Source organism: Taibaiella soli, from assembly GCF_003236175.1.
GTDB lineage: Bacteria > Bacteroidota > Bacteroidia > Chitinophagales > Chitinophagaceae > QKTW01.
This window is the reverse complement of the sequence record NZ_QKTW01000016.1, coordinates 15,929-32,658: the sequence shown is the minus strand read 5'-3', so window position 1 is coordinate 32,658 and position 16,730 is coordinate 15,929. Positions and strand designations below refer to the sequence as shown.

The 16,730-nt window shown below is 43.4% G+C and carries 14 protein-coding genes; 6 read left to right on the top strand and 8 right to left on the bottom strand.

The window, feature by feature from the left end; genetic code table 11:
• Position 1 precedes the first annotated feature (1 nt).
• The 5 genes from DN068_RS10275 (at position 2) to gyrB (ending at position 7,176) form a co-directional block, all read left to right on the top strand.
• Complete coding sequence (locus tag DN068_RS10275; protein WP_123985304.1) at positions 2 to 1,495, top strand: outer membrane protein assembly factor BamB family protein; 1,494 nt, start codon at positions 2 to 4, stop codon at positions 1,493 to 1,495.
• Positions 1,496 to 1,545: 50 nt separating this feature from the next.
• A complete protein-coding gene (locus DN068_RS10270) occupies positions 1,546 to 1,941 on the top strand; it encodes a hypothetical protein (protein ID WP_110998827.1) in 396 nt (131 codons plus the stop codon).
• Positions 1,942 to 1,980: 39 nt separating this feature from the next.
• The gene (locus tag DN068_RS10265; RefSeq protein WP_110998826.1) at positions 1,981 to 3,051 is read left to right on the top strand and encodes an outer membrane protein assembly factor BamB family protein; all 1,071 of its coding nucleotides are present in this window, start codon (positions 1,981 to 1,983) and stop codon (positions 3,049 to 3,051) included.
• Between the two features lie 98 nt (positions 3,052 to 3,149).
• A complete protein-coding gene (mutL, locus tag DN068_RS10260; RefSeq protein WP_110998825.1) occupies positions 3,150 to 4,997 on the top strand; it encodes a DNA mismatch repair endonuclease MutL in 1,848 nt (615 codons plus the stop codon).
• Between the two features lie 202 nt (positions 4,998 to 5,199).
• Positions 5,200 to 7,176 carry a DNA topoisomerase (ATP-hydrolyzing) subunit B gene (gene gyrB / locus DN068_RS10255; protein ID WP_110998824.1) on the top strand — a complete coding sequence of 659 codons (1,977 nt, stop codon included), beginning with the start codon at positions 5,200 to 5,202 and terminating at the stop codon, positions 7,174 to 7,176.
• 720 nt (positions 7,177 to 7,896) lie between these two features.
• Here the strand turns inward: gyrB and yidC are convergent.
• The 3 genes from yidC to DN068_RS10240 form a co-directional block, all read right to left on the bottom strand.
• Complete coding sequence (yidC, locus tag DN068_RS10250; RefSeq protein WP_110998823.1) at positions 7,897 to 9,702, bottom strand: membrane protein insertase YidC; 1,806 nt, start codon at positions 9,700 to 9,702, stop codon at positions 7,897 to 7,899.
• Positions 9,703 to 9,811: 109 nt separating this feature from the next.
• On the bottom strand, positions 9,812 to 10,792 hold the full coding sequence (locus tag DN068_RS10245; RefSeq protein WP_110998822.1) for a GSCFA domain-containing protein: 981 nt from the start codon (positions 10,790 to 10,792) through the stop codon (positions 9,812 to 9,814).
• 277 nt (positions 10,793 to 11,069) lie between these two features.
• A complete protein-coding gene (locus DN068_RS10240; protein ID WP_123985303.1) occupies positions 11,070 to 11,462 on the bottom strand; it encodes a DUF1801 domain-containing protein in 393 nt (130 codons plus the stop codon).
• Between the two features lie 191 nt (positions 11,463 to 11,653).
• On the opposite strand from DN068_RS10240, the gene clpP reads away from it, so the two are divergent.
• Positions 11,654 to 12,361: an ATP-dependent Clp endopeptidase proteolytic subunit ClpP gene (clpP, locus tag DN068_RS10235; protein WP_110998820.1), complete on the top strand. Its 708-nt coding sequence runs from the start codon at positions 11,654 to 11,656 to the stop codon at positions 12,359 to 12,361.
• Positions 12,362 to 12,558: 197 nt separating this feature from the next.
• Here the strand turns inward: clpP and DN068_RS10230 are convergent, their stop codons facing one another.
• The 5 genes from DN068_RS10230 to DN068_RS10210 all read right to left on the bottom strand — a co-directional run bounded on the left by DN068_RS10230 (position 12,559) and on the right by DN068_RS10210 (position 16,725).
• Positions 12,559 to 14,043 (bottom strand): RapZ C-terminal domain-containing protein, encoded by a 1,485-nt coding sequence (locus DN068_RS10230; RefSeq protein WP_110998819.1) that lies wholly within the window; start codon positions 14,041 to 14,043, stop codon positions 12,559 to 12,561.
• The gene (locus tag DN068_RS10225) at positions 14,040 to 14,540 is read right to left on the bottom strand and encodes a SixA phosphatase family protein (RefSeq protein ID WP_110998818.1); all 501 of its coding nucleotides are present in this window, start codon (positions 14,538 to 14,540) and stop codon (positions 14,040 to 14,042) included. The genes DN068_RS10230 and DN068_RS10225 overlap by 4 nt, the downstream gene beginning before the upstream one ends.
• A 2-nt stretch (positions 14,541 to 14,542) precedes the next feature.
• Positions 14,543 to 15,307, bottom strand: a complete 765-nt coding sequence (locus tag DN068_RS10220) for a UDP-2,3-diacylglucosamine diphosphatase (protein ID WP_110998817.1) — start codon at positions 15,305 to 15,307, stop codon at positions 14,543 to 14,545.
• Positions 15,308 to 15,494: 187 nt separating this feature from the next.
• Positions 15,495 to 15,884 carry a DUF1634 domain-containing protein gene (locus DN068_RS10215; RefSeq protein WP_110998816.1) on the bottom strand — a complete coding sequence of 130 codons (390 nt, stop codon included), beginning with the start codon at positions 15,882 to 15,884 and terminating at the stop codon, positions 15,495 to 15,497.
• A 4-nt stretch (positions 15,885 to 15,888) separates the two neighbouring features.
• Complete coding sequence (locus tag DN068_RS10210) at positions 15,889 to 16,725, bottom strand: sulfite exporter TauE/SafE family protein (protein ID WP_110998815.1); 837 nt, start codon at positions 16,723 to 16,725, stop codon at positions 15,889 to 15,891.
• Positions 16,726 to 16,730: the final 5 nt, after the last annotated feature.

Sequence of the window (16,730 nt, the reverse complement as noted above, 5' to 3'; positions counted from 1 at the left end):
CATGCTTAAACCCTTTTTTGTTGCCTCCCTTCTGGCACTGAGCGCTGCGGCAGCTGCAAAATCCCGGACGGATAATTTTACCACGCAGCGAAGAGACTCTATCATTGGTTACAATATAAATAAGGTGCCGCTGCATGCGGCCTGCTATAGTTTGCCGGCAGAGATATTCCGGATTGGTATTGATAATGAGCAGAATAATGCAGTGCTTTTGCTGAGAAATGTGGACGAAAACAATAGGTTTTACGGAGACGGAGAATTATCACTGCTCAATTTTGAAGCTGGAAATTTTGATTGGCATTTTGGAGTAAAAGGAACTGAAGTACACCGCACCCGCAACACGATTTTCTATCAAAGTAAGGCAGGAACTTCCATTTTCAACGTAGCCGATAAAAAGCGCCTGCCTGCATCGCTCAATAATTTCTGTTTTCTCGGATACCATAATGATATAGCCTACGACGGTGTCAATGCCGTTGATCTGAAAACCGGTAAACAGATTTGGAAGCATTCTATCCGCAATTCGGATGTGCCTTTTGATGGCCTTCGGCAGATCAACGATAGTATGGTTGCATTTTCCTGGGCCGGAATGCATGTGCTCAATATAAAAACCGGTGAAGGTTGGGATTACAAGATGAAAACCACAAAAGGTATGGGTGTGGCGATAGCTGCCAGTATTGGAATCGGTGCTGCTACCGGTTTGCTGACGCCGGTTGCGGTAGTGCCTGCAGTTCGTTTTCAGACAGGGATGAAATCAAATATCGTCTTTGACAATCAAAATATTTATTTCGCTGACAAGGAAAGCATAGTTTGCTGGAATATCAATACGGGCGCTGTTCTGTGGGAAAATGAACTTCCTTCGAAAAAGACAAGCAGTTCTGAGTTGTTTATAGCAGGTGAAAACATCTACCTGGTCAACAAAGGTCATCTTGGTAACAAAGAAATGGGACAGCCATTTATTGCCGCATATAATAAGCAGACTGGCGCTAAATTGTTTTTTGAAGAATTAGGCGAATCGGGTATTTCCTCTGTGCTTGTTCAGGGTGATACTTGTTTGCTCTATAACGGAAGTGTTTGCAAAGTTGATCTGAACACTGGTAAACATTTGTCTTTGAAAATCACCGGCGGTACTGAAACTAAATGGCTGATTGATCCCGAAGAATTTTTTATTGAGCGCGGAGCATCCGAAATGGTAAGTCTGAAAAGGCAGTTCCCTGGCTCATTTGCGGTGCAGGATGCAAACGGCGCAATTATAATGTATGGCAATAACAACGACGTCAAAGCCCGGTTGAGACCTGATGCTTATTGGACATTGGATAGACGCTATAACGATAGTCGTATCCTTTATCATATCAACCATACACTCGCCGTTGAGCGCAACGGGCAAAAGATTGCGACTTTAGAACCCGCAATTATGGATCAGTTTCTGGGTGATAAACTGTATCGCGTTGTAGATAGGGGATTGCAGGTAATTTCTTTGCCAGAAGTGCTCGCAAACTAGAGTTGAACCCAGGATAATTTAAAATGTACAACCCACAAGGATTACGTTCCATGAAAAAAACGCTTCTTACGTGCTTGAGTGTATGGGCAACATTTATTGCCATAGCGCGCAACGATGCAAATAGTGTTTCGCAAAAAACAGTCGTTGCCGGACGTGCTTACGGTAACCAACCTGTAAATGCCACGCAATTTGATTTGCCGATGGATGTGTTTCAAATAAATATTGATTCGGAGAACAATACTGCTTTATTAGTGTTGCGGGAAATTAACAGGTATGGCAGATATGCAGGTGGTGGAAAACTTGGGCTGTTTAATTGCACTACGGGACTGTTTCAGTGGGAGACACCGATAAGGGATTTCGATATTCAGAAGACGAAAAATACAGTCGTTTATAATGGCGGCGCTAAGGTTTTTAACCTTGCAGATGGTAAAGAAATAGTGGTGTAGGACCATGATAAGTTCTTATTCACCGACTACAGGCATGATATTGGTTACGACGGTGTAGCAGGTTTTGATTTGACTACCGGTGCCCAGTTATGGCAGCATTCAATTAAAACGCAGGAGAAAAATGTAGCGGAAAGTATAAAGGTGCTCAATGACAGCATCGTTGCCTTTTCTTATTCTGGTTTGCATGTGTTGAATCTAAAGAATGGTAAAGGCTGGGATTATGAAATGGTCACCAGTAAAACGGGTTCCTCAGGTATGGGTGCCGAAACGAATATGTTGCCAGGAGTGCCTGTTGTGATGAGGGGCGGATCTATTTTGAAAACCAGTATTAGTTCTGATATCGGTTACGATACGGCTCAGTTTTATCTGGCCGACTGGATCGGTTTGATGGCTTGGAATGCAGCAACTGGTAAAGTGGTTTGGGAGCAGGAAATCGAAACAAAAATGATGAGCCGTTCACATATTTTCATAAAAGGAGATATCGTGTATTTACTGAACAGAGGCGCTGTGGGTGGTAATTATAAAACGGATGTAAATGCCGGCACTACGGCCTTTTTGGCGGCATACAACAGGAATTCCGGAGCCCCGTTGTTCTTTGATACACTCGGCAAAAAAAGTGTTTCTTCTTATTGGACAAAAGGCAATGATTGCTGGATTTATAATGGCAGCCTTTTTCATGTAAATCTTGCAGACGGAAAATTTCAGACCATCTATTTTCATGGAAAAAATGCGCCGGCGTCTGAAGCCGTTGTTGAATCTGCCAATCGCGTTTTTGTAATTGGTGCGGAAGGGAAAATACAGACATTAGCTACTCGATATGCTGCTGATTTTGTTTTGCAGGATAATGAAGCAGGTACACTAAGAGTATATGGCGTTAATGGAAATTTATTGCAGACTTTGCAACCTGCCGCGTATTGGCTGTATAAGCAACAATACCGCGATATGAAGGTGCTGGATAATTTTGACGGGCAGTTACTTTTCCTGAAAGATGGTCAGGCAGTTTTGCAAACAGAACCGGCAAAGTCTAATGATATATATGCAGACAAATTGTATCGTGTAGTTGACAAAGGTTTACAGGTTTTGTCGCTGCCGGAAGTCCTTAATCAATAAATGCACAAAAAGAAAAAACTCGCTTGAAGAAATTGTAAAATAACAAGCTTAAACCCTGCCCGTAAAGATGTAACTTTGCGCAAATTTTTAGTTGCACTGTGCCAGACGTAATCCAACTCTTGTCAGACCATATTGCTAACCAGATAGCTGCCGGTGAAGTAATTCAACGGCCGGCGTCGGCTGTAAAAGAGTTACTGGAAAACGCTGTTGATGCTGGTGCTACAGAAATTCAGCTGGTAGTCAGAGATGCTGGTAAGGAGCTGGTACAGGTGATCGATAATGGCAAAGGTATGTCGGTGACAGATGCCCGAATGAGTTTTGAGCGTCATGCCACTTCTAAGATTCGCAACATAGACGATCTTTTTACCATCCGTACAATGGGTTTCCGCGGCGAAGCGCTGGCTTCTATTGCTGCCGTTGCGCAGGTAGAAATGAAAACGCGGCAACACGATGCCGAAGTGGGTACGCGCATCTGCGTAGAAGCAACCGATGTAAAACTGCAGGAGCCGGCAGCAGCAGCGCCGGGCACCAATATCATGGTGAAAAACCTGTTTTACAACGTTCCGGCCCGTCGTCATTTTTTAAAAAGCAATACCACTGAATTCCGTCATATACTGGACGAATTCACCCGCGTGGCACTCGCCCATCCAAAGATCGCATTTCGTTTGTGGCACAACAATGTGGAGCAATTCCATCTGGAAGCCGGCAATCTGAAAACCCGCATCATTGGCCTTTTGGGCAACTCTTTCGAGAAAAATATGGTTCCGGTAGAAGAAAATACCGAACTCATCAATATTTCCGGTTTTATTGGCAAGCCGGAAGCTGCTACCCGCACCCGCGGCATGCAGTTTTTCTTTATTAATAACCGCTTTATCAGAAGTTCTTTCCTGAATCACGCCATCATGACGGCATATGAAGGACTGATCGAAAAAGAAGCGTTTCCGTTTTATGTTTTATTCCTGGATGTGGATCCTTCGCGTGTAGATGTGAACGTGCATCCAACCAAACAGGAAGTAAAGTTTGACGATGACCGGATGATGTATGCATATTTGCATGCTACGGCGAAACACGCCCTGGCCCGCTATAATATCGCGCCGTCGCTTGATTTCACGTTGAATTCGGAAGTAATGCAATTGCCAGCCATTCAAATGCCGCATACGCAGCAGACGATGGCCAATGCGCAAAAAAGCTATCTGTTTAATACATTTTCCCAGAAAAATCAGGCGCATTTTGTAGAGCACAAAGAAGGCCTGCAACGTTGGAAAGAACTGTATGAAATCGCAGAGCCGGGCAATGGCACAGATGGCGGCGCAACACAGGGGACAACTATTCCGTCGCAGTCCGCTACATTGTTGCCGGAAAACGAAAACGTGCCGTCATCGGGGAGGCAAAATAATTTGCTGGTACAAGGCTCTATGCTGGTTACTACAGTTCGCTCGGGCCTGATGCTGATTCATATCCGCAGGGCGCAGGAACGCATATGGTTCGAGCGTTTATTGCAACAGTGGAATGCCGGTAACACGCCTTCTCAACAGGTGCTTTTCCCTGCATCTTACGAAATGCCGCCACAGGATTGCATTTTGCTGACTGAAGTATTGCCGGATCTCGCACGCATTGGTTTTGATATTTCTCCTTTCGGACAAAATACGTTTGTTGTACAGGGTGTTCCGACTGATTTGCCTGCCGGCGAAGAGAAAAATGTGCTCGACGAAGTACTGGACCAATTAAAGCATGAATCGCACGATGCTGTGGCTTCCCGCACCGAACGTATTCTCATGCAAATGGCCCGCCGTTTGTCCAGAAACAAGCACGCCATTCAACAGCCTGAGGGTCAACAGGCACTCATAGACGAGCTTTTCGCGTGTTCGCAGCCAGAATATACACCAGATGGCAAAAAGGTGTTTATGATGCTGCGTAAAGAAGAGCTGGATGATATGCTGGGATAGCCTGTTTCATTAAATGTTCCCACGGTATTCACCGGTGTCATTTTAATCGTTTAAAAGGCACGTTTTTCCTTGTTAAGCCTGCTAATATTCGTTATCTTTGTATAGTTATATTTCAAGATAATATAATGTTCTATTCGATACATTTTTCTATGAAAGTGTGGAGAATTTTCCGCAATTTTTAAAATTATTTCGGTCAGTAAATATGAGTACAGAAAACGAGGTTTTACAGCCTTCATCAGCAGGCTATGATGCCGGAAGTATACAGGTTTTGGAAGGTCTGGAAGCGGTAAGAAAACGCCCGGCCATGTATATCGGCGATATCGGTGTCAAAGGTTTGCACCACCTGGTGTATGAAGTAGTTGATAACTCTATTGACGAAGCCCTGGCCGGTTATTGCAAAAACATCACTGTTACTATTCTCAAAGACAACTCCATTTCCGTTTTGGATGATGGTCGCGGTATCCCTACGGGCATTCACCCGAAAGAAGGCCGCTCTGCACTGGAGGTAGTAATGACGGTATTGCACGCTGGTGGTAAATTCGATAAAGATTCTTATAAAGTTTCCGGCGGTCTGCACGGTGTAGGTGTAAGCTGTGTGAACGCACTCAGTGACCACATGCATACAACCGTTTTCCGCGAAGGAAAAATATTTGAACAGGAGTACTCAAAGGGTATCCCGCAATATGCAGTGCGTGAAATCGGCACTTCCGACAAACGTGGTACGCTGCAGCATTTCCATCCGGATACTACCATTTTTAAAGAAAACATCTACAACCGCGAAATCCTTGCTGGTCGTCTGCGTGAATTGTCTTTCCTCAACAAAGGTATTTCGATTACCCTGATTGATGAACGCGAACAAGGTGAAGACGGACAGTATGTTACGGAAGTATTCTTCAGCGAAGGCGGTATTACCGAATTCGTACTGATGCTCGATAAAATCGGGAAACGCGATCCGTTGTTGGCTGCGCCAATCTACGTAGAAGGTTATGATGCTGATAGTAATGTAGCCGTGGAAGTAGCTATGAGCTATAACACTTCTTACAACGAGCATATTTTCTCTTACGTAAATAACATCAACACCATTGAAGGTGGTACGCACGTAGCAGGTTTCCGTCGTTCTATCACTCGCGTGTTCAAGGCTTATGGCGATAAAAACAAACTGTTTGAAAAAGCTAAAGTTGAAATCACCGGTGATGACTTCCGTGAAGGTCTGAGCGCTGTTATTTCTGTAAAAGTACCAGAGCCGCAGTTCGAAGGTCAGACGAAAACCAAACTCGGTAACAATGATGTAATGGGTGTGGTGGATGTTTGTATGAGCCGTGTGCTGGAAGCATATCTTGAAGAGCATCCGAAAGAAGCCAAGATGATCATTGACAAAGTGATCCTGGCGGCGCAGGCGCGTGCAGCAGCACGTAAAGCCCGTGAAATGGTGCAACGTAAGAGCGTGCTTTCCGGTGGTGGTATGCCTGGTAAACTGGCTGACTGTTCTGAAAAAGATCCTGAAAAATGTGAACTGTATCTGGTGGAAGGTGACTCGGCCGGTGGTACTGCGAAACAAGGTCGTGACCGTTCTTATCAGGCGATTCTGCCTTTGCGTGGTAAAATTCTGAACGTTGAAAAAGCGCAGGAACATAAGATCTACGAAAACGAAGAGATCAAGAATATGTTCACGGCGCTGGGCGTTTCTGTTGGTACGCCTGATGATCCGAAAGCGCTGAACCTGACGAAGCTTCGTTACCACAAAATCATCATCATGACCGATGCCGATGTGGATGGTTCGCACATTGCGACATTGATCCTCACGTTCTTCTTCCGTTATATGAAAGAGCTGGTGGAACAAGGTTATCTGTACCTCGCACAACCACCGTTGTATCTCGTGAAAAAAGGTAAAGAACAGGCTTATGCTTGGAATGAGGAAGACCGCAAAGCGTATGTAACGAAATTTGCGAATGGCAAGGAAGACAGCGTAGCGGTACAACGATACAAAGGTCTTGGTGAAATGAACGCTGAACAGCTTTGGGAAACAACAATGAATCCGGAGTCACGTACGCTGAAACAAGTCACTATTGATAGTATGGCAAATGCGGATAGTGTATTCTCTATGCTGATGGGTGATGAAGTTCCGCCACGCAGAGAGTTTATTGAATCACATGCGAAATACGCGCGTATTGATGCTTAATTGATCGTATAAAAGATAAGCAAGAACGCTCCTCAGTATTTGAGGAGCGTTTTTTTATTGCCTTATTCTGGCGCGAATGTTCCGAAGGGACATTCGTGTTTTAATGTCATTCCCTTAAGGACCGCATCTGCAATTCGCGGTGGCGCGAGAAACAACGACTCAATTTTCCTTAAGGAAACGACATTGGTTCGTGTTTGCCCATCGCGAATTGCGGTTTATCTGTGATTCGATCTTTTGCAATACTATGCAGACATGTCGAATAGCTATAGCGCCAGCTTGATATCTGATACTTACTACTTGATATTAAAAACGAAAATTGCTGGAAATAAATAAGCCTTGTAAGACTACAAGGCTCTTTTTCATTGTGCGGTTCTGATTGCGCGAAAGCAATAAACCTTTACCCCTATTGAAACGAAAGCGAGGTTAATTCAGCGTTGCCACCGAATAAATATCTTTAGAAAATGATTTATTAAAACGTAAAAGTGAATTGCAATACTCTCTCTCCCAAAGTAATGCGACCACAATATAAGACATTATTTGTAAAATTGTCAACTTTAATTAATTAAAATTTGTAAAAAGCTTTCTTCTAGTAAAATAGGTCCTAAAAATTGATCGTATAATATATTTTATTATCCCAACGAAGGTTTTTACCAGTATTGGGTTTAATTATAAAAAAACCGGGCCAACAGAGCCCGGTTTCAAAAATTATTTCAAAAAAATCTATTTTTTAGGTCTTGCAGCTTGCGCTTTCTGCATTTCATCTATACGCTGTTGCCATTTGGATGGCGTTACAGGTTTGTTTTTATTTTCCTGAATCTGCGCATGAATTTTCTTTTCATCAATGATGTATTTCTGAATGATGAATTGTTGCAGAATGCTCAGACAGTTAGAGAAGAAATAGTAGAAAGTCAAGGCAGCGGCCATTTTGTTGAACACACCCATCAGCATGATCGGGAAGACGAAAGGCATATATTTCATCATCGGATTGTTTGGATCCTGAGCCGTCATGTTGCGGTTATACAGCGCCAGGAATAAGCTGGAAGCTGTCATCAGCAAAGTGAACAAAGAGATATGATCACCGTAGAATGGTACATTGAATGGCAGCTTCATAATGCTATCATAAGTGGAAAGGTCACCCGCCCACAGGAATGATTGCTGACGGAATTCGATAAACGATGGGAACAAATAGTACATCGCAAACAGAATCGGAATCTGGAACAGCATTGGTAAACAACCACCGAGCGGATTCACACCAGCAGTGCGGAAGAGCTTCATTTGCTCCATGCCGAATTTCTGCTGATCATCTTTGTATTTCTCTCTCAGCGCATCAACCTCTGGTTTCAGCACGCGCATTTTCGCAGCAGACAAATAGCTTTTGTACGTGAAGAAAGAAAGAATCAAACGGATGAAAATAGTCATCAGCATGATGATGATACCATAATTGGTAATGAAGCTACCGAGGAAATAGAAGATCGGAATCAGCACCCATTTGTTGATGTATTTTACAAACGCAAACAGGCCATAACCCAGCGGTACCATATCATCTAGGCCAATGTTGTATGATTTAAGTGTGCGGTAGTCGTTCGGGCCGATGAACCAGCTGAAATTAGCAGTTTGCGTAGCGCCTGCAGACAATGCGAGTTCCATTGTGTTTTTGCTTTTCACTACGACATTGCTATCAGGCAACGTAACGTTCGCATTGATGTCTACACGGCCAAAGCTGCTGTTATCAGAAATCAGTGTACTGTTGAAATAGTGTGTACGCAGCGCGAGCCAATGTGTATTATCTGACAATGATTTTTTCTCATCACCTTTTACAGTGAAGTAATCATGATCATCATTTTTGAAACGGTAGTAAACCTGTGTCGTCGTACGTTCTGTAGTAACATCTTTTTCAGTATGCAGTGCTTGTGTTTCCCAAAGCAAAGGCAGGCTGTTGGCTGGCATGCCTGTTACGTTGATAGCACATTTCATCATGTATGCATCTGCTGGCAGGGTGTACACGATATCGATTTTCTTGCCGCCACCGAGGTCTGCAGCAAAGTCTACAGTCTGGTCACCGTTTGTTTCCGTTTTTTGCGTAGGAACAAAATAAAGATCAGAGCTGGCCACGCCATTATTATTAATAGGCAGTGTAACGCTCAGTTTATTTCCCTCGCCGTTAAACAACAACAGTGGTTGCTGTGTGTATGTTTTATAATCTTTAACGTTGGCAACAACAGGATAAGCACCTTTAGTAGTAAACGTCAGTGCCAGTTTCTTGTTTTCCAATTTCACCATTTGAGCGGTTCCATTGTAAGCTGGTGGCATGCTTCTGCGGATAGAATCAGTTACAGAATCTGCTACAGCTAGTTTGGCTTTGAGCGCAGTGCTATCGATTTTAGGGATAGGATGAGCGATTGCATAAGCTACAGAATCTTTCTGTTTTTGCTCCAGCATCACCTTTTGTGAGTGGTTGTTGTAAACGATGTACCCGATTAGCAGTGCCGCCAAAAGGGAAAATCCAATGACATTATTACGATCCATGAATGGGAAAAAATGAGCCGCAAAGGTAGGTTATTTATGTTTTAGGATATGTGATTTATAGGGTGATTTGAGGAAACGGGGTATTTTTTAACCATTTGTAGAAAATCCGTCAATCCTTTTTCTGGAAATAAGCCAGCTCATCTTGCAAATTCAGATACGGATATTGTTTTAAAAGGCTGGACACTTTGGCTGTATAATTAGACAAAAAGGTCTTGTGTGCTTCTGTTTGCGGAAAGCGTGTTTTGTGATTGCGGGCGGTCATTATGTCTAAAACCTGTTTCATTAAATCTTTAGTATCATCTGAAATGCAGGATTTTACGAAATGTTCCCAAACGAAATTCGTCGCCAGATAATTGGGATGCACGAAGTCAATATCGTAAAAACGGTAATCACGCAAAATGTCTATAATCAATTCGTAAGCAGGGAAATAATTCGCCTGAGGAAATAATTCGCATAATTCGTGTACAGCTTCTAACAGACGCGCTTTGCTGCGATTATTATCTATCACCCCATCTCTGATATGCCGTACCGGACTGATTGTGAAGATGATTTGTACATTTGGATTGACGACAATAAGCTTTTGGAGCGTATTGGATAATGCTTCTGTGATTTCTTTTATGGGTAAAAGCCGTTTCTCAAACCATTGTCCCGGCGCACGGTGGTTGTTGGCAACGTGGCGGCCGCTTTCTTTGAGATAATATTGAAATGCAGAGCCTAAAGTGATGATCAGGTAATTGGTTTTGCGAATGGCTTTTGCCGCCTCGGCCTGTGATGTATTGATTTTGCGCAGCGCTTCTTCCTGACTAACATCTGAAAACCGCGTATGATGATCCCAGCTATTCCACAATTCATTTAACAGAAACAGATCCCCGGCTGTGTACGTTTTTCCGTCAATATAGCTATCCAGGCTTTGAGTTACACTTAGTGGATTAAACAGAATACCATGCGGGTTAGACAACACCTGAAATTTATGGTGCGCCAGTTTTTCATACATATTTTCCGAAAAGCAAGACCCAATCAGGAAAAGCTGATCGATGTAAGTAATGCGCTTTGGTAAAGCGGGAATGTTTATGTCGAGTGTGAGTTGCATTTCAAAGTCAAAATTCAAAAGTCAAAATTCAAAATCTTGCGCGGAGTCATCCTGAGCGTAGCCGAAGGATTGTGCGTGGCACCGTGAATAGTCAATTTTGTGAGTGGTGAGTTGTCAATTGTGAGTTTCGTAAAACGTAAATAAGGGCTTAGCGCCTTTGTGCCGCCGTGAGAGAAAACCTTCGAGTCTTTGCGTGGAAACAATCCGCAAGAAACCCTTCGACTCCGCTCAGGGTGACAATCGCGATGAGCATTGTCAACTGTCAATTGTCCATTATTTAAATCCAGCCGAGCTTATCGTACCCAGCATGTCCCATTTTCAGGGCTTTTCCGATCTGCTTCATAATTTCCGGATCATTCTTTTTGATATGGAAACAAGCTTTGCCTTTTAGCAGTTTCATTAATTCTTCGGGCATTTTACTTTTGATTTCTTCAGAACTGTAAACAGGCATGAAATAAAATCCTACGTAAGTGCTTTGTACAATCGCGGCGGCAAATGCCACTTCATCGCGGATGCGTCCATAAGTGTTGATACCTTTCTTTTCGCTCCAGAGATCATATTTGCCTTCTATATCGAACCGTGCTACAATCGTTCCTTTTTCATAAGGTTTCATTTCTTTTTTGACTGCTTGGAATATTTCAAGTAACTCTGTCTGAGTAAGTTTCGCCATTTTCATATTTAGTTGTCGCAGATTTGGCAGTCGGGCAAGATAAATATTTAGATATGATTAATTAAGTCATACCGAAATCGCCGAAATGCCAAATTGTGAAATTGAAAAGTGCCGTAATGACACTATATTTATAATGGTTTAAAATTTGCCTTATTATTTTTTGAAAACCTTCAAGTTCAAAAATACGATTTATGAATTCAAATGAGTTTCGCAAATATGCCATTAAACATCATGGCATCAGCAGTCTTGCTTTAGACAATTATACTTCTTCTCTGATAAAATCTCCATCGGCATTAACGCCTTATATCATTGAAGAACGTCCGCTTAACGTAGCTTCCATGGACGTATTTTCCCGTTTGATGATGGATCGCATCATCTTCCTGGGCGAAGCGATCAATGACTATGTAGCGAATATCGTAACTGCTCAGCTCCTGTTCTTGGAGAGCACTGACCGTAACCGCGATGTGCAGATGTACATCAACAGTCCGGGTGGTAGCGTTTACGCTGGTCTGGGTATTTATGATACCATGCAGATCATTAACCCTGATGTATCTACTATCTGTACCGGTATTGCTGCTTCTATGGCTGCCGTACTGATGTGCGCTGGTACAAAAGGTAAACGTACTGCACTAAAACACAGCCGTGTGATGATTCACCAGCCATTAGGCGGCGCTGAAGGTCAGGCAAGCGACATCGAAATCACTGCACGTGAAATCGTGAAGCTGAAAAAAGAACTTTATGAAATTATCGCTAACCACAGCGGACAGAAATTCAGCAAAGTAGAAAAGGACAGCGATCGTGATTACTGGATGACTGCACAGGAAGCAAAAGATTACGGTATGGTTGACGAAGTGCTGGAGCGCAATCCGCGCAAAGCACTGGGTGATGACCAGAAATAAGATTTAAAAAAAAATGCCTCGCAAATTGCGGGGCATTTTTTTTTAATCTTATTTCGTTGAAGTTAATTCGTCGTTGCGCAGGATAAAACGTTAAGCTGTTAAAAGGTTAATACGTCGCGAGTCACACAACAACTGATTTACAGTTTTACTGTTTTAACCATTTACCCAATCACCGACTGATTTAACCCTTTATCCAATTAACCATTTAACTGCTCAGAAGCAAGTACCCATTTCTGTTGGTTATGGTGGGTCACTGTTACTGGAACATGGTATTTAGATTCGATAAATTTAGCGAGTGATTCTGCTGCGTAAACAGAGCGGTGTTGGCCACCCGTACAACCGAATGCAACACTTAAATGCTCAAATCCACGAGCGATATAGTCATCGATATTGATAGAAACCAAACCATATACGTGTTGCAGGAATTCCGGCATCTGGGTTTCTTTATCAAGGAACTGACGCACTAATTCGTCCTGACCTGTAAGCGTTTTATATGCCGAATAGCGGCCTGGATTCAGAATGCCACGACAATCGAAAACATAACCGCCACCGTGACTGGTTTTATCTTTCGGAACGCCGCCTACTTTATAAGAGAAACTGGAAATTTCCACTTTCAGTTTTACTTCTTCCGCTACGGTTTTTGCACCACCATAGCGAGCCTGAATTTCAGGAGTACTGATTTTTTCGAGCAATGAACGCAGTTCCGGATAAGAAGGCAATAACTGTGGATTATCAGAAATGAAACCTTCCAGATTTTTCAGCGCCGGACCGATGCTGCTCAGGAAGTGTGGCTTGTGTTCCAGTAAACCGCGGAAACCGTAAGCACCGAGGACTTGCAGCAAACGTATCAATACAAACTGCGTATATCCACGACGGAAGTGAATTTCGTCCATGCGTGGAATTGGCAGGCTGTTGAGTGTTGCGATATAGCCGTTCAGCAGATCTTCTTTCCAGGCAGCGGGCAATTTTGCTTTGGCTTGCCAGAGTAAAGACGCAATATCATATTGTGGCGGTCCTTGCATGCCGCCCTGATAGTCTATGAAATAAAGTTTGCCTTCGTGCAGCATAATATTGCGACTCTGAAAATCGCGATACATCAGCATTTGCGGCTGAATGCGGCCGAGTTCTTTACTCAAAAGTTCCATTTCGCCCATCAACGTCTGACGATCGTAGTGCACCTTTTGCAAGTCGGCGAAATAATATTTGAAATACAGCAAGTCGCCCATGATTGCTTTTTCGTCGAACTGACGGGTGGCAAAACATTGGTTGAAATCTGCTTCACGACCAGCGATCCACTGTACACGCGCCAGTTGCTCCAGGCTTTTGTGAAAGTTCTTACGCACTTCATCCGTCAGACCTTCTTTCATCAGCTGGTCAAAAAGCGTAGTACTACCTACATCTTGCTGCAGATAAGAACGACGGTCTTTGCTGGTTTTATAAACTTCCGGAACATTGATTTCGTGTTTGCGAAAAAGTTCCGTGAAATAGAAATAAGTATTGTTTTCCGCTACATTGGCGTTGTAAGTACCAATAGCAGTAGTGCTGCCTGCGGAAAGTCTGTAGTATCGGCGATCAGAGCCAGATACTGGCAATGCGGTGATTTCTTCAGATGGCTTACCGAAATGTTCTTCAAATAGTTTTTCGAGTGTGCTGATTACTGTCGTAGTCGTCTTTGCGGTCATGGTTGCTTCTTGGGGTAATCAAATAAAAAAACTTCTTTCTGTGCGTGTAGAAAATCACTCCAGGATTCTGCCGAAACATGTACACCTGCCATTGCGCAGGTAGGCATATTATCAATGCGGAAGCCAGGTACGAGTTCGTTTACAAAATCAGTGATGCCCGGATTGTGTGCTACAACAAAAACTGTTTGGATAGCATCGTCAATTTCCTGGATCACTTCTTCAAACACTGAAGGGATACATTGGTACAAACGGTTTTTCCAAAGAATATTTTCTTCACTGAAACCAACCGCGGCGCCAATTTTCTTTGCTGTTTGTGCAGCTCTTTTCGCCGTGCTGGAAATAATCAGATCAGGAATCAATCCTTTTTTCTTCAATCGTTCTCCCATCATAGGTGCGTCGTGCAAGCCGCGTTCGTTGAGCGGACGGTCGTAATCGCTTTGCAGCGGATTAGCCCAGCTCGATTTGGCATGACGAATCATTATCAAGGTACGTTGCATAACTAGTGCTTCGCTTTATAATACTGTAACCGTAGATTTTGGCCATCAAACACGCCATAACTATTAAAACGAATCCAGTCGCCGAGGTTTACATATAAACTGTTTTGCGGCAGCGGATATTCTATAGCTATATGACGGTGTCCGAATATGAAATAGTCAAAATGCTCTTCTTTTAATTTTTCAAGACAAAACTGTACCAGCCACTCTTTTTCCGGGCCTTGAAAAACTTCTTCTTTACCATCTTCATGCTTAGGGCCAAGACGACTGAACCAGCCAGCCATTCCAACGCCTGTATCGGGGTGGATGCGGCGGTAAAGCCATTGTGAAAACGGGTTGCGTAAAATGGACTTCAGGAATTTATATCCATGATCACCAGGGCCGAGGCCATCACCGTGGCCAATAAAAAATTTCTTTCCATTAAATGTACGCTCAACTGGTTCGTGATGCACCGGAATATTCAGTTCATCCTGAAAATAACCACGCATCCAGAGATCGTGATTGCCAGTAAATGCTTCAATATGAAGACCGGCGTCAGAAAGTTCTGCCAGCTTTCCAAGAAAGCGCGTATAACCTTTCGGAATTACATTTTTGTACTCGAACCAAACATCGAAAATGTCACCAACAAGGTACAGCTGTGCTGCATCTGCCTTGATTGTATCTAGCCAGTCGCATAAGCGTTTTTCACGTGCCAGACTACTGGCTCGGTCGGGAATGCCGAGATGAAAATCGGAAGCGAAATAAATTTTTTTGCCTTCTGGTAAGTCCATTCAGTTGGAAGGATGGGCGTGCAAGTTAGCTCAAAAAATCAGGATTTATAGATCGAAAGCCATCGTTTGTATGAAAATAACAATTCTTAAAAATGTATAATCCTGATATGCAGTGCATATCAGGATTATAATATTGTATCATCTGAAGTGTTGCTTAAAACGGATGACTGTAAGTTGCTGGGGAATATTACCCGCCAAGACCGGCCAGCATGTTGCCGATAATGATGCTTAGTACAAGTAGTGTAATAAATACGTACATGTAATCTTTTTCAATAAGAAAGCCGATTGCAGAAAGCATCACGCGAACTACCGGAGTGGCGATCAATATGACGACACCTAGCTGGATAATGGCCATGCCGTCGAAATGAGTAACACCAGTCAGAATCCCTGGTAAGTGACGAAGTGAAAGGTCAGCCCCTTTAAACACATGATATTCCGGCTTGCCGCCAGCATTGTGAAACAGATAAATAAGCGCGCCGACAATAGTAATACCCATTGCACAAAGCACGCCTGTGCGTAAGGTTTTGCCTACCAATAAAGCAACATCTTTATCCTGCCAGTATTTTTTAGTCAGCATACGATTAAATTTTACCGGTTAAACCATTATAGATCATCTCAAATGCGAGGAATACAATCACGACAGCAAAAATCTGACGTAGTTTATGAGTATTGGCCTTTACCAGAATCTTAGATCCGCTCATGGCGCCGATCAGTACGCCCAGCATTACCGGCATGGCGATGCCCGGATCAATATAGCCACGCTGCAGATACACGACCGCACTCGCGGCGGCAGTAACACCGATCATAAAATTGCTGGTGGTTGTAGAAACCTTAAACGGAATATGCATGACCACATCCATTGCCAGCACTTTAAGCGCACCCGAACCAATGCCCAGTAAACCGCTGATAACACCTGCGATAGTCATTAGAATATAGCCACCAGGTACTTTCCGGATATAATAAGAAACCTTTCCTTCGGCAGTTGGATAGCTGCCGTTGAGTTTCAATTTTTGCGCCAGCGGACTAGTATCAGACAATTCGAGGTGCTCTGTTTTTTTTCTGAGCGACATGATTGCGGAAAAAATTAGTACAAAGCCAAAGAGTACGGCTACAATTCCCGGAGCTACATATGCCGCCAATAGCGCGCCTATTACCGCACCGGTAGTAGTTGCAATCTCCAGAAACATCCCGATCCGGATATTGGTGATTCCTTCTTTCACATAAGCAGAAGCTGCGCCGGAAGAAGTGGCAATTGATGCGACAAGCGAAGCGCCGATTGCGTAACGAATGTCAACATGGAAACCTAATGTAAGCAGTGGAATAACGACTACACCGCCGCCAAGTCCTGTAAGTGATCCCAGCAAGCCGGCGGCAAAAGCGCCCACCAGCAGGATCAGGGTAAATACTAAAATGGACATTATTG

Excerpts from the sequence above, each read along its gene's own strand:
- DN068_RS10270 (WP_110998827.1), top strand. The coding sequence starts at position 1,546 with ATGAAAAAAACGCTTCTTACGTGCTTGAGTGTATGGGCAACATTTATT.
- DN068_RS10225 (WP_110998818.1), bottom strand. The coding sequence starts at position 14,540 with ATGCAACGTACCTTGATAATGATTCGTCATGCCAAATCGAGCTGGGCT.
- DN068_RS10215 (WP_110998816.1), bottom strand. The coding sequence starts at position 15,884 with ATGCTGACTAAAAAATACTGGCAGGATAAAGATGTTGCTTTATTGGTA.
- DN068_RS10275 (WP_123985304.1), top strand. The coding sequence starts at position 2 with ATGCTTAAACCCTTTTTTGTTGCCTCCCTTCTGGCACTGAGCGCTGCG.
- DN068_RS10240 (WP_123985303.1), bottom strand. The coding sequence starts at position 11,462 with ATGGCGAAACTTACTCAGACAGAGTTACTTGAAATATTCCAAGCAGTC.
- DN068_RS10220 (WP_110998817.1), bottom strand. The coding sequence starts at position 15,307 with ATGGACTTACCAGAAGGCAAAAAAATTTATTTCGCTTCCGATTTTCAT.
- DN068_RS10210 (WP_110998815.1), bottom strand. The coding sequence starts at position 16,725 with ATGTCCATTTTAGTATTTACCCTGATCCTGCTGGTGGGCGCTTTTGCC.
- gyrB (WP_110998824.1), top strand. The coding sequence starts at position 5,200 with ATGAGTACAGAAAACGAGGTTTTACAGCCTTCATCAGCAGGCTATGAT.
- DN068_RS10245 (WP_110998822.1), bottom strand. The coding sequence starts at position 10,792 with ATGCAACTCACACTCGACATAAACATTCCCGCTTTACCAAAGCGCATT.
- DN068_RS10230 (WP_110998819.1), bottom strand. The coding sequence starts at position 14,043 with ATGACCGCAAAGACGACTACGACAGTAATCAGCACACTCGAAAAACTA.
- clpP (WP_110998820.1), top strand. The coding sequence starts at position 11,654 with ATGAATTCAAATGAGTTTCGCAAATATGCCATTAAACATCATGGCATC.
- yidC (WP_110998823.1), bottom strand. The coding sequence starts at position 9,702 with ATGGATCGTAATAATGTCATTGGATTTTCCCTTTTGGCGGCACTGCTA.